Genomic DNA, 13,720 nt, shown 5'->3' on the forward strand with positions numbered 1-13,720 from the left:
GAAACAGTTTTCACTATACGGAAAACGGAGGCGTTTTTTATGCAAAAATGGCAAACAAAAGAGCAGCTCGTTGATCTCTTGTGCAATTTGGTAAGCATCCCAAGCATTACAGGATCATCTGCCGAGAAGGACTTGCCTGGCTACGTCGTCGATCAGCTGCGTACCCTGCCTTATTATCAAGCCAATCCCGATCATGTACGTGCGAATCCGACTGAAGACGGGCGCCATTTTGTCACTGCTTTGGTCAAAAAAGAAGGCGTACGGGACACCGTCATTCTCGTCAGCCATTTTGATGTCGTCGACGTCGAGGATTACGGTGCCTGGATGAAGCATGCTTTTGATCCGAAGACCCTCACTCCTCTCTTCCAGCAAAACCAAGCGGATATGCCAGCAGACGTTCAACAGGATATTCGCACCGGCAACTGGCTGTTTGGCCGTGGCACTATGGATATGAAGTGCGGACTGACACTGCACATGTCGATGATTGAGCAAGCGATTGCTGGTGAGTTCGACGGCAACATTTTGCTACTGACCGTCCCTGACGAAGAGGTGAATTCTGTCGGGATGCGGGCAGCAGTCCCAGCACTTTTGAAAATCGCCGAAGAGTTCGACCTGAGCTACACCACCGTGCTCAACTCCGAGCCGATGTTTACCCGCTATCCAGGGGATACGAATACGTACTTGTACACAGGCTCCATCGGAAAAGTGCTGCCTGGCTTCCTCTGCTACGGAAAAGAAACACATGTCGGCGAGCCTTTTGCTGGGTTAAACGGTAATTACATGGCCTCTCAACTGACATGTGAGCTCGAGCTTAACACATCCTTTTGCGAGGTCGTTGAGGGGGAAGCATCTCCTCCGCCGACGAACCTGATTCAAAAGGATCTGAAAAAAGAGTACTCTGTGCAAATTCCGCACCGTGCCGTGACGCTGTTCAACCTGTTCCTGCTGGAAAAGCAGATGGAGGATGTCGTAGAACCGCTGCTGGAATCGGCAAGAAATGTCGCAGAGCGCATGAAGCAAAACTACCTCAAGCACGCGAGCCAGTTTGCCAACTTTGCGCCGTTTAGCCCGCGTGATCTGTCCATTTCCGTCATGACTTACGAAGAACTGTATGCCTACGCGAAGAAAACGTACGGGGAAGAAAAGCTACGCCAGCTGGAAGCAGATGTGATCGCCAACCGCGGCGACAAGGACGACCGCGACACCACGATTGAGCTGGTGGATCAATTAGCGATTCTGTGCAAAGAACTGTCGCCGATGATGATTTTGTTCTTCGCTCCACCGTTTTACCCGGCAGTCAGCTCGCGCAATCATCCTCTGATCCAACAAACGATGGAAGAGATGAAAGCATACGCGAGAGATCAGCACCAGGTCAATTTGGTGAAACAAAACTACTTTGGCGGAATCTCTGACTTAAGCTACGTCGGACTCCAATATCCGGCTGCATCCATGAAGCCATTGGTAGCAAACATGCCTTTGTGGGACAACGGCTACTCCATTCCGCTTCAGGAGCTCGAAGCTTTTGATGTACCTGTCATGAACCTCGGTCCAGTCGGACGTGACGCCCATCAATGGACAGAGCGTCTGGACATCGACTATGCATTCGATACGTTAAAAGACATGCTTCCTCGTTGCATCCAGTCTCTCTTGCAAAATGGGAAAGCAGTAAAGGAATAGCAAAAGAGAAGAGGTTCCCGTACCGATAGATGACTGTCGCACGGGTGCCTTTTTCCTTATAATGAAGAAAAACCATTTCAAGGGAGGGTTACCCATGGAATTTCAAGCGAAAGAAAATGGCTTTGTCACTCAACTGTCCTACGGTGAGCTGCACGTATCGGGTGATGAACAGTATGGATTTCGCCCCTATCAGCTCTTGGTCTCTTCCATCGCTGTTTGCAGTGGCGGTGTTCTGCGAAAAGTGTTGGACAAGATGAGAATGCCGTGCACGGATATGAAAGTAACAGCAGATGTTCAGCGGAATGAGGCAGAGGCAAATCGCGTTGAAAAAATTCACCTCCACTTCATCATCTCGGGTGAAAATATGAAAGAAGAAAAAGTACAAAAAGCCATTGAAGCCGCGAGCAAAAACTGCCCGATGGTCCAATCTGTCAAGGGAAGCATCGTCGTAACCGAGTCCTTCGAATTGGTATCATGATAGGAAAAACCGTGCTACCGCCCACTCCTTTGTTTCTACTTCAAGACATACAGCAGGTCACCTTGTCACCGACAGAAGCATGGACGTTTTCCGGCGAATCAACCCATGCTGTGCTCATCGTGACAAAAGGATCGGGTCGGATGCTGAACGAGTCGGATCAAGCCGATCTACTTGATGGAAGTGCGCTGGTTCTTTCGCAAGAATCTGCGAGACAAATAAGCGCTGATACGGATGATCCACTCCGTTTCCTCGTATTTTATTTTGACACCCTGCAACAGCAAGATCAGGTCAGCAACGACTACAGCCCGAGTCTTTCCTGGCATCTCGGCCACAGCTCGTGTGCATTTCACCAGGTAGATAACAGTACGGAGCTTGCCCTCACGCTGTATGCCCATCGACAAGCCAATGATCCGTTGGAAGCTTTTCAAAATCAAATTCGCTTTCAACAATTGCTGCACCTGATTTGGAGCCATGCAGAACGGCAGGCTACCGTAGAAACTTCAAGCGTTGTCGATCAGACGATTTCTTACATGCATACGAATTATGCGGAGCCAATCACCTTAGATGATTTAGCAAATCGAGCTGGCCTTACCCCTCGGTATTACACCGAGGTTTTCAAGAAAAAGGTCGGAAAAAGCCCGATCGAATATTTGACGAGCTGTCGGATGGAGCATGCAAAGACACTTCTGCGAGAATCGAATAAGCGATTGCGCGAGGTAGCACGTCTGGTCGGGTATGCCGATGAGTTTTACTTCAGCAGACGCTTTAAGCAGCAGGTCGGCGTGTCCCCGACTGTCTTTGTCCGCATGAATCAGAAGCAAATGGCACCCGTCACCTTCCACTATGCCGAGTATTTATTGGCACTCGGAATCAGACCGATTGGCGCTCCGGAAGAGCAAGTCACTTATTTACGCGAGCAATTACGGATGAAAGAGGCAGATGAGATTGTCAGCCTGCCCGAAAACACACCAGACTTGATCAAATCATTGCAGCCGACGTTTATTTTGACCGAATCGACGGGAGATAGCGCTGCTTTCTCCAAGGTTGCACCTACTCTTGCCCTTCCATGGCTGGATCATGATGTATTTGGTCATTTGAACATACTAGCCGACGTGCTTGGCTTGAAAGACCAGGCACACCTGTGGCTCAAGCAGCATGAACAGAAGGTTCTGAAGGCGAAGCGATGCATCGATGCTCATATTCAGAAGAAAGAAACATTCTTGATCCTCAATGTGCGTCCACAGAGCCTATTGGCATACGGTGCCAGAAATATCGGGCATGTGCTGTACAAATCCTTGAAGCTGACGCCACCCAAAAAGATTCAAGAAGAGTTAACACGCAACCCCAATTTCTGGGCAACTCCCATCAATGAGGATCAATTAAGCCAGTACGCAGCAGATTGGCTGTTCGTTCATATTTTTGATGATGATCTCTCACGGGCACACTTCCTAGAGTTGATGAAACAGGATGTCTGGCAACGAATTCCTGCTGTACAAAAAGGGCAAGTAGTCATTCTCAACCCGATTTGGTTCTCGTATGACCCCCTCTCCCTCGACATCCAGCTGGAAGAGGCCGTCCAAATTCTGACCCATGCAAACACCGCCACATTGTCCAAAGAAAAACGGAACATTCTCCATGGATGAAAAGAGTACGTTCAAGGTAAGATGGACTCTATTAATGAGAATCATTTTCATTCACGGAGGATATACGATGAAACGATTACGCATACGAGCTTGGTTGCCCGGATTGATGATTCTTTCCTTGTTCTTGCTCACGGCATGCGGCCAGACAGCCAGCCCCAATCCAACGGCACCTGCCCAAGAAAATAAAAGCAGCGAGACTCGTGTCCTGAAGCACGCAAAGGGCGAAGCCACCATTCCTGTGAAAGCTCAGCGCGTCGTAGCCTTGCAATATTTGGGCCCCATGCTTGCTCTTGGGGTGAAGCCAATCGGTGCAGTTAAGGGACATATGGAAGGTCCAGACATGGAGCCACTGGTTAGTGGAATCGAGGTCGTGGGAGATTATGATGCCTATAATCTGGAGAAAATCCTCGAGTTGCAGCCTGACTTGATCCTCACCGGAACCGAAGTCGAGCAACAGGTATATGAAAACCTCACAAAAATTGCGCCTGTCGTGGCGATCGCCTTCGATCAATATGATGTCTACGGGCATGTACAAAAGGTAGCGGAAGCGCTAGGTCGCGAGGAAGAAGGAAAGGCTTGGGAGCAGAAGTACAAAGCAAAGGTGGAAGAAGCGCGTAAGCTGGTCCATGCCAAGGTCGGGAAGGACGAGACCGTTGCAGCATTAAACGTCCGTGCGAAAACAATCAAAATGTACGGTGCTCGCAACATGGGCCATGTTTTGTACAACGATCTTCAGTTGACTCCACCGCCACTCATTAAGAGCGAGATCGATAAAGACCCACTGTTCTGGTCAAAAGACGTGTCTATGGAGCTTTTACCGGAATATGCAGCCGACCATATTTTCCTGATGCTGTTCCCAGGAGAGGATGCCGCTCAGTATTTGAAAGAAATCGAGCAAAGCAGTCTGTGGAAGAGCTTGCCCGCTGTCAAAAAGAATCAGGTTTATGTAGTCAATGTGGATAGATGGCTTGGCTACGACCCCATTCTGATTGAAAAGCAGCTGGATGAGGCTGTGCAGGATTTGACTGGAGCCAAGAAATAATAAGATAGGGCATTCTGGTTTGAGTCAACATAGGGGAGGAGAAGAAAAAGCACAGTTCTCTTCGACTCTGACACGCCCGCAAGGGAGGGTTGACTGTCCGTCTCCACTTCAAAAAGGGGACCTTCGAGCCAAAGCCACCCTACGGGCGGAAGGTTCTCAAAGAAGAAGTGTTCGACAAGCGGGTCCCCTTTTTGAAGTTCCGACTGGGTAGGCGTTGTCAAGGTCTGCGAGTCCTGCGCTTTTTCTTCTCACCAGCTTTATTGGTTCATCGATACCTTTTAAAACTTAGGATGATCATAACTGCCGCATCCGATGGGAGTTACGTTAGAAACCGCATAACGTGACGAAGAAAGGACCTGCCAGCCCGTGTTTGTTCACATAGGCTAACAGGTCCTCTCTTACTTTCCAGTCCAGCTATTATAAAAGCGGAGACAACAGGCGTGCCAACGATTCCAGCAAGCGCAAACGCAGTGGTCGGTTCACATACTCTCCCAATGTCATTTCCCGGCAATCAGCCAGATCGGAGACGAACAGTTCCTCCAGCTCCTTTGCCATCTGCGAATCGTACATAAACGCATTCGTCTCGAAATTCAGCTTGAAGCTGCGAATATCGACATTGGCCGTTCCCACAGACGACAACTGGGTATCGACCACGATGGCTTTAGCGTGCATGAAGCCTTTTTCGTAGAGGAAGCAGCGCACACCGCTCTTTAACAAATCGCCGAGATAAGAGTGAGTTGCCCAGAATACCAACAAATGATCTGGCCTTCCCGGGACCATCACCCGCACATCTACCCCAGACATTGCCGCCATTTTCAGAGCGGTCAGCATACTTTCATCGGGAACGAAATAAGGAGTCTGCAAGTAAATCTTCTTCCGTGCCTTGTAAATCATCTTCAAAAAGGCATGCTTGATTTGCTCTTTTTCCGAGTTTGGCCCGCTCGATACGATCTGAACGCCAATCGTGCCCTCGGCCTCATGAAGCTCCGGAAAATACGCGAGTGACTCATGCATTCTTTTCGGTGCAGACAAATTCCAGTCCAGGAAAAAGCGTGCTTGCAGCATGTATACCGCTCTTCCATCAATCAGCAAATGGGTGTCACGCCAATACCCCAGCTTCTTATCCTTGCCCAAGTATTCGTCACCGATGTTGAAGCCTCCAATGTAGCCGATCTTGCCATCAATAATCGTCAGCTTGCGATGATTCCTGAAGTTGACCCGAAAGTTCAGGAATGGAATCTTCGCCGGGAAAAAGGAGGCGACTTCTCCCCCCGCTTCTACCAATGGGCGCAAAAATCGGGATGAGACACCAGAGGAACCTACCGCGTCGTAGAGCAATCGAACCTCGACGCCCTCCTGTGCCTTCTTCGTCAACAGTTGAATGAGCTGTTTCCCTAAATCATCGTCATTCAAAATGTAGTAGAGCAAATGTATATGCTCCCGTGCTTCCTCCATCTGTTTGAACATGAGCTCGAACAGACTATGGCCTTCCTTAAAAACCTGAATGGTATTATCCTGCGTATAATACGCGCCATCACTTACCACGTTCATGAAAATCATGTCGCGGTGTTTCTCCATTTCCGGGTCGTTCACTTGTAGTTCACCATGGGCAAGCAACTGCTTTTGTCTATCAACCGCAGCTCGAAAATGGGAAAACTCCCCTTCCTTGAGCCGATACAGCTTTTTCTTGCTTAGCTTATGTCCAAAAATCAGGTAAACAATAAACCCAATACCCGGCAAAAACAGCAAAACCATCAACCAGGCCCAGGTTGCCGCAATGTTACGCCTCTCCATGAAAATAAGAACGGCACCCAAAATCAGGTTACCTATTGTTACTATCACAATTATCTTTTCGGACAATGCCATCACACCACATCCAGCTCTAGGATTCCTCCCATATTACAACATTTGCTATCGGGATTCATCCTTCCTATCCATCTAGTTTATCCTATGTTGCCAATAGTTTTCCGTTCTTCATGATACATTTGTCGTCCAAATACACATCCGGGTCTTTGACAACCAGATCAATATGTACCCCCGCAACAATCGTCCCGCCAAACGTGTTGTTGCTGCCAAAGGCTACGTGAATCGTTCCGTACACCTTCTCGTCCTCCAGCACAACTCCCGTAATACGCGCCTTATCATTCGTTCCGATTCCGAATTCACCCAGCATCCGCCCGTCTTTGTCTCCAAGCATTTGCAGGAGGCGTTCAGCCGATGTTCCTTCTGCCTCTGTGATCCGACCATTTTGAACCGTCAGTAGCAAGGGTGAATCGATTTTTCCGATACCTGCGATAGAGCCATCGACGAGGATTTGTCCCTCTGCTGCCCCTTCCAATGGGGCGATATACGCTTCCCCGGAAGGTAGGTTGCCCGATTCTCCAGGATTGACGTACATGCCTGTACTCGGCACCCCATTGCGCTCTGCGATGGAAAACGTCAGTGACTTGCCCGCTTTTTCGATTCGCACGGTACTTGCCCGCGTCAGCATCTCGGTCACGCGCTCGGTGAGTGCCTTTACTTGTGTATAGTCAGCGGAAATCGCTCCCGCAAGGAACATGTCTTCCGTAATAGCTGGCATGGTAGCCAGTCTCGTACCATTTGCTGCTGCTTCTTTGCGTGCTTTTGTATGCGTCAAAGAGTGCTGGGTCACACATACGACCACATCCGCGCTCTTCATCGCCGCTGCAACAGCCGCAGGTGGCTCCTGACCGGACTTTTCCCGCTCCTTCATGACCATCAGCATCGCTTCTGCCCCGAGCTGTTTACCAGCCTCCCAGATCGCCTCACCGATGTCCCGCTTCCGCTCGTCGGCCACCACTAAAAAGGTCTCATTCGCTTGTAATGCCAAGCAATTCATCAAAATGGCTTTGCTGGATTCTATCAACGTCATGTCAGAATCATTCCTTTTCATCTATCTTATGGTTAGATTATATCCACTTTTTTCTTGCAAACTCTTCTGTCTTCGCTAGATCGGATCGTTAGTCCTGCCCTTATTATGTTTATCGGAATCTTCTTGCTTTTGCTGTTAAATTTAGTATGATTAGAATACAAATGAAAACGCTTAAGACAATGAGGTCTTCTACCCGCGCTTTATCCATAGGCGTGGGGAAGACCTTTTTCTTTTGAAAAAATGATAACGTTTTCATTTGGGGGATCGAGAAAAAGAAGAAGGGGATGACAACATGTCACACAGAAAAACACAACCCAAAACGTGGTGGCTGACCATGCTGATGATCGTCGCTCTACTCGCGATGCAGATGCCAGCATTGGCCAAGGACACCAACGTGCAGATGCTCGACAAGGGAAAATGGGCACCTGCGACTTATCAAGCCGTCCACGAAATGATTGAGAAAAACGGCATCAAAAGTGCCTCCTACAATGCCAAAAAGAAACCGTATGCCGTTTTTGACTGGGACAATACGAGCATTATGCATGACACAGAGGAAGCTCTACTTGTTTACCAGATCAACCATTTGGCTTACAAGCTCACACCAGAAGAATTCGGGAAGGTTATCCGCACGAATGTACCAGAAGGACCGTTTTCCGATTCGTATAAAAATGTCGACGGCAAGCCTGTCACACTCGATGCCATCGCGACTGATCTCGTAGCAGACTACAAGTACTTATATCAAAATTATCAAGGTCTTAAAGGAACAAAGTCGCTGGAGGAAGTGACAGCAACAGAGCAATTCGCAGATTTCAAAGCCAAACTGTTTTTCTTGTATGAAGCGATCAATGATACGCACAGCACCTCAATTGGCTATCCGTGGATCCTCTACCTCTTCACGAACATGACAGTGGAAGAAGTGCAACAATTGGCGGAAGCATCCAATGATCTCGGCCTGGGTATGGCGATTGAAAAAGTAACCTGGACGAGCCCGAAATCGTTGGCAGGCAAAGCAGGCGTGGTGAAAGCCTCCCATACAACAGGACTCCGCCTCACTTCCGAAGTCGCAAACCTGATGAACACCCTGCGTGCCAATGGCATCGACGTATATGTCGTGAGTGCCTCCTTGGAGGATGTCGTTCGTGTCTTTGCCACTCTCCCGAAATATGGCTACAATCTGCCAGCGGAGAACATCATCGGCATGCGTCTGAAAACAGACAACGGACTGATCACGAATGTGTACCAGCCTAACTACCCGATCACGGTCGGCCACGGCAAGACCGAAGTGATCCAGGATGTATTGGTGAAAAAGTATGGTCATGGGCCTATCTTCATCGCAGGCGATAGCAACGGTGATTTCGAGATGATGACAGAGCTGGACAGCGTGCAGCTCGCGCTCGTCGTGAACCGCGTCAAGGGCGGCAAAATTGGGCAGCAAATTGCCAAAGGTGCCGAACAGATGGGTAAATCCAACCCGACGGTAGTCCTGCAAGGACGTGACGAGAACACAGGCATGTGGATTCCCGGCGAAGCCACGATCCGACTTGGGCAGACAGAGCCGCAGTTGGTCGCGAAATAAACAGGAAAAACCGCCCTTTGTACGGGGCGGTTTTATCTTTATGGACGGGTAACCGGAATTCGCCACTCGAATGGATATTTTTTCTGTACGGCATCTAGTCGTAGTGTAAGCTTCTCCGGGAGCTTGTCAATTTCGTCTTCTTCCCAGCTTTTGCTGTCCACTATCAAAAATTTGTACGTTACTCGCTCGCGTCCTGACTGGTCAGTAGGTCCTGTGGATTGAGTACTTCTTCTAGCACGGTAAGTGGTTCCTTGCCCATCTTGGGCTACCCACCAAGGCAAATAAATTTCTGAAATATCTTTGGATAGTACCTCAACCTCCATTTCTATTTGCTGTTTTTCCGAAAACTCATCTTTTGCCAGCTTGATGCCTTTCACTGTGAAGATATCTTCTCCCACTTGTTTGATTACGGGCTTCTTGTTCAACTCATCTGGACGGAAGGTGACACTCATATCATACGGTATTGCCTTGTGGAAGCTGTTTAAGACAAGCGTCGCTGCTTTGCCTTTTGGCAAAGGATCGTCGTCCATGATCCAGCGGAAATGCCCATAGCGATCAATGGCATGTGATCGTTCTATGAGCCATTCCTTCCCCTTGCTGCCATCTGCTCCCTCGTAATAATATCCCAGCTTGTACTGCTGATACGGAAGAAATGGAGCATAATCGGGGTCCGTCGTCTTTCCGGTTAGCTTTTTCGCTTCTTGTTCCAGCTGTTTTTTGGCCGCCTCTGTCCACTGTGTTTCCAGCTCAATTCGGGTTGTCGTTGGCGTGTTGACGATCTGGTGCAAGGTCATCTTCAATCCATGCTTCGTCACTTGCGTTTGATTGACAGGCAGCACAGTCGTTGCGGCCGTTGTTTTTGCCATCGTGACCGGAACTTGCAGCTTCCAGTTTCCTTTTCTATCACCGATTTTATCAAAATGAATCGACAACGTTTTCGGAAGGGGCTCCTGTCCTTTTTTACCAAGGATAAACCGGATGAATCCGACATTGTCTTCAAAGCTTGTTCCCCCATCGTCAGAGATGACCGTCCCTTTGGCATCCAGCAATTCAACGGCATTGGATTGAGAGTTACTTGCTGTCTTCCATTCAGGACCGAGCTGCTTGCCATCCGACTGTTTAATCATTAAAGCTACTATTACCTGCACCGGATCAGCAATGATTTCCTTTACCTCCAAGGTGATCCCTTGATCGGTAACAGAAACATTCGATGTTTCAGAGAAGCCTTGTCTCGCCGCCTGTTGCAGTCCTTCGTCATTGAACACACCTTGAGCAAAGATCGATTTGACATAGGCCGCAAACGTTGGGGACACTTGCATGGTTCCGAGCAGCCCGAGTACGACAGCGGAAGCGATGCCGATGGAAGCCCATTTTTTGCTTCGGTAAAACGGACGCCTTCTCACCTGCAACGCGTTATTCTGGCTTGGCATTTGAAAACTCGGCGTATCAACAGCTCCCGCTACTTTCCTAAGCGTCTCTTGGATTTGCCGCTCCTCGTTAGTCATGCGTCATTGCCCCTTCCCGCAAAAAATCAGATCGTTTGCAATCCTTGTCCAATTGTTGTGCGATCAGCTTCCTCGCCTTGTGCATGCGCGATTTGACCGTTCCCTCGAAGGAGCCCGTAATTTTGGCGATCTCCGACACACTGAAGCCCTCATAATAGTAAAGAATAATGACCGCGCGATGCTCCGCCTTCATGCTGCGAATCGCCTGCCATATTTGCCGCTGCTCCTCACGCTGGATCACGTTGTCCAACGGCGTCATCGCTTCTTCCGGGATCATCTCTTCGTATTCCACCACAGGCTTCTGCTTACGTACCAGATTCAGAGCCCGAAACGTAATGATCCGGTATAGCCAATTGCGAAAGGCCACTCCCCGTTTTTTATCGAGTCGGTCTATGTGCTGATACGCTTCGATGAGCCCTTCCTGAACGGCGTCCTGCGCCAGATGCTTGTCATGAATGATCAAGTACGCTGTCCGGTATGCCATCTCCAGATAGGGCTTGACCAATTGTTCAAAGGCCTCAGGCTCGTTCTCTTGGCATTTGGCAATCAACTCCCACTCATTCACAGCGTTCCCTCCCCTCGTTTTTCTCTACTGTATATTCACGAGAACGCGGAGTTTGGTTCACGTTACATAGGCGAAAAAATATGAAACACGGAAAAAAACGTCCCCTGAACAGAAAGTATGCTCCGCTATGCCATTACAACAAAAATAGGGAGCACCTAGGCTCCCAGTTTCCTTTGTAATTATCCGTGATCTCCTTTTTCTATCTCCTTCGTAATGATCTTACGGTTGAGAGAACCTTTGGGGAGTTAATTGGGAGAGGATGCAATGAGTTGTTCAACTTCGTTTCTAAGTTCAGAAATATTCTGCCCTGAATAACTTTCCTGGAGGAAATAAAGATTACCATGCTGATCTATTGTCTCTAGAGAAACTTGTGAAACCAGCGTGTTCTCGTTATTAATTTTTATCTTTCCTTGAACGGACCCTACTATGTTATAGACGTCATTTTTATCTTCTGTTAAGAAAACAAAATATGTATTTCCTTCTTTCATAGGAATACTTCCTCCAATCCCTACCATTATTATTCTAGGATCACCAAGATTATCATTCAATTCAAATCCTCGCTTTCCTGAGAAATATTTGGTCACCTCTCTTTCATCGAATTCCCCTCCAGTTTCCAGTACAGATACTGTATCATCTATCTCTACATCACCTTTATAGACTTTCGTTAATCTTAATTCAGAGACTGTATACACATCTAATCTTTCATAATTAGGGTTATTTTTTTGAGAAATAACTTCAGCTTCGGCAATGATATCTGCATTTTCAGCGAGACCCTCCACGTCAGTGAATGTCTCAGTAAACATTGCTTCACCAGAAACTATTCTATATTCTGTATCACTGGAATAAAGAAAACTCTGTTTTTTCAAGTCACCTATATAGTAAACAGCCAGTCCTGCAATTGTTATAAAACCAATAGTAGCCAATGCTATTTTTTTTTGGGATTTTAAATTCTTAATGCTAATCATTCGTATTCTCCTTTCTACAAAATGATAGATAGAATAGTTTGAACCCATCTAAGTTACTAAAGCGATTGATCAGTAGTAGAGGTTCGTTAGTCAGTCTACCGAAAGAATAGCGTATTTCCTTTTGAGAAGGTAGCAAATTCCTTCGCTTGATGGGCATGAGGTTTGCTCACGAAAAAAAATAAGATATGAACCGAACCTTTTTCCGCTAAAGAGGCAATATAGTGTGTAAGCTGCTTATTCAGAAAACAAATAGAACAATCCAATTCACATTATTTACAACAAAAAAGGAGCGAATTAATTATGAAAAAACGTTTAATTGGTGGAGTGGTTGCTACTGCGATTTTGATTCCAGTTGCAGCATTTGCGGCTTCTGGCGTGATTGACATGCCTACAAGAACACCGATGACTACTGAACAAGTCAAGGTGGATGAGGTTGGCAAATCAACGCTTGAGAAGCTGTATCTCGCATATCCTGAAACAAAATCGTTTGAGATTATCGATGCAAGCAACGTTAAAGGTGATGTATCCAAAGGGAAAAATGTAACTAACATGAAACAAACAAGCATCGTACTACAAGAAAAAGGAGGAACCGGCAAAAAGATTACCCTCCATACAAACGGTAGTACGAATGAGATTGAACACGTGATTCAAGAGAATTGGGAGCCTAAGGAGAAGTCACTCATTACTTTAAGCGATCAGGAAATCAAGGCGAAGGTATCTGATCTTATTAATAAAATGTATGGCAACGTCGAACAATACAAGGTTGCTATCGAGCAAATGGAGAATCCAAACCAAAAAACATGGATGTTGAATTACACCAATGAGATGTTCGATAAACCGGTCTTCCAGGTTTTTGTTCAGGACAATACCATTAGTCTTACTAAGATTGTAGGTATTCCTACAGCTGATACACCTTCAAACATGAAAGTAGAAGGCCTATTCTCTTTAAATGGTAAGCCTGATTATACTGCTGATAACTTTTTAAACGATGAAAAACTGTTTGCTTTACTAAAAATGAGCCCGACAGAATTAAAACAAGAATTAGCAAAAGGTAAAACTGTTGTGGAGATTGCAGCATCTAAAAATGTCTCGAAACAACAAGTGATTGATGTGATTGCAGAAACACAGGCTAAAGGACAACTTCAAGGTGATGGAGTAGCGATCACCGAGAAAGCACTGAAAGAAATGATGAAAGCAATTGAACCAAAAGTATTGCCAGTCATTGAACATAAAACGGAAACGGAATGGTAGAAAAACAGAGTTAACTGGGTTACACAAGTAAAAGAAGAGGCGGGGGAACCATCTCTTCTTTTATGGACTAATTTTTCAGACAGGTGGTTCTTCTCTTGATGGGTATAGGGTCTGCTCATGATATA

Annotated in this window: 11 protein-coding genes; 6 read left to right on the forward strand and 5 right to left on the reverse strand. The window is 47.1% G+C overall.

Going from position 1 to position 13,720, the window contains the following annotated elements; all coding sequences use genetic code 11:
* Positions 1-39 precede the first annotated feature (39 nt).
* The 4 genes from ODZ53_RS08075 to ODZ53_RS08090 all read left to right on the forward strand — a co-directional run bounded on the left by ODZ53_RS08075 (position 40) and on the right by ODZ53_RS08090 (position 4,840).
* A complete protein-coding gene (locus ODZ53_RS08075) occupies positions 40-1,677 on the forward strand; it encodes a M20/M25/M40 family metallo-hydrolase (protein ID WP_372676577.1) in 1,638 nt (545 codons plus the stop codon).
* A 94-nt stretch (positions 1,678-1,771) separates the two neighbouring features.
* A complete protein-coding gene (locus tag ODZ53_RS08080; protein WP_016741956.1) occupies positions 1,772-2,155 on the forward strand; it encodes an OsmC family protein in 384 nt (127 codons plus the stop codon).
* Between the two features lie 62 nt (positions 2,156-2,217).
* Entirely contained in the window at positions 2,218-3,798 is a 1,581-nt protein-coding gene (locus tag ODZ53_RS08085; protein WP_372676578.1) for a helix-turn-helix domain-containing protein, read from the forward strand.
* Between the two features lie 67 nt (positions 3,799-3,865).
* The gene (locus ODZ53_RS08090; RefSeq protein ID WP_372676579.1) at positions 3,866-4,840 is read left to right on the forward strand and encodes an ABC transporter substrate-binding protein; all 975 of its coding nucleotides are present in this window, start codon (positions 3,866-3,868) and stop codon (positions 4,838-4,840) included.
* Positions 4,841-5,257: 417 nt separating this feature from the next.
* On the opposite strand, the gene cls is transcribed toward ODZ53_RS08090, so the two are convergent.
* Together cls and ODZ53_RS08100 are read right to left on the reverse strand one after the other, a co-directional pair.
* Entirely contained in the window at positions 5,258-6,706 is a 1,449-nt protein-coding gene (cls, locus tag ODZ53_RS08095; protein ID WP_372676580.1) for a cardiolipin synthase, read from the reverse strand.
* 82 nt (positions 6,707-6,788) lie between these two features.
* A complete protein-coding gene (locus tag ODZ53_RS08100) occupies positions 6,789-7,733 on the reverse strand; it encodes an aminopeptidase (protein WP_372676581.1) in 945 nt (314 codons plus the stop codon).
* 292 nt (positions 7,734-8,025) lie between these two features.
* On the opposite strand from ODZ53_RS08100, the gene ODZ53_RS08105 reads away from it, so the two are divergent.
* Positions 8,026-9,309: a haloacid dehalogenase-like hydrolase gene (locus tag ODZ53_RS08105; protein WP_372676582.1), complete on the forward strand. Its 1,284-nt coding sequence runs from the start codon at positions 8,026-8,028 to the stop codon at positions 9,307-9,309.
* Positions 9,310-9,347: 38 nt separating this feature from the next.
* Here ODZ53_RS08105 and ODZ53_RS08110 read toward each other — a convergent pair whose 3' ends face one another.
* The 3 genes from ODZ53_RS08110 to ODZ53_RS08120 all read right to left on the reverse strand — a co-directional run bounded on the left by ODZ53_RS08110 (position 9,348) and on the right by ODZ53_RS08120 (position 12,344).
* Entirely contained in the window at positions 9,348-10,814 is a 1,467-nt protein-coding gene (locus tag ODZ53_RS08110; RefSeq protein ID WP_372676583.1) for a DUF4179 domain-containing protein, read from the reverse strand.
* A complete protein-coding gene (locus tag ODZ53_RS08115; protein WP_372676584.1) occupies positions 10,807-11,379 on the reverse strand; it encodes an RNA polymerase sigma factor in 573 nt (190 codons plus the stop codon). Before ODZ53_RS08115 ends, ODZ53_RS08110 begins: the two co-directional genes overlap by 8 nt.
* Positions 11,380-11,624: 245 nt before the next feature.
* Complete coding sequence (locus tag ODZ53_RS08120; protein ID WP_372676585.1) at positions 11,625-12,344, reverse strand: hypothetical protein; 720 nt, start codon at positions 12,342-12,344, stop codon at positions 11,625-11,627.
* 300 nt (positions 12,345-12,644) lie between these two features.
* Here ODZ53_RS08120 and ODZ53_RS08125 point away from each other — a divergent pair, with 300 nt between their 5' ends.
* Positions 12,645-13,595: a hypothetical protein gene (locus ODZ53_RS08125; protein WP_372676586.1), complete on the forward strand. Its 951-nt coding sequence runs from the start codon at positions 12,645-12,647 to the stop codon at positions 13,593-13,595.
* The last annotated feature ends 125 nt before the right edge of the window (positions 13,596-13,720 follow it).

It is taken from the genome of Brevibacillus sp. BD137 (assembly GCF_041644655.1).
Lineage (GTDB): Bacteria > Bacillota > Bacilli > Brevibacillales > Brevibacillaceae > Brevibacillus > Brevibacillus brevis_D.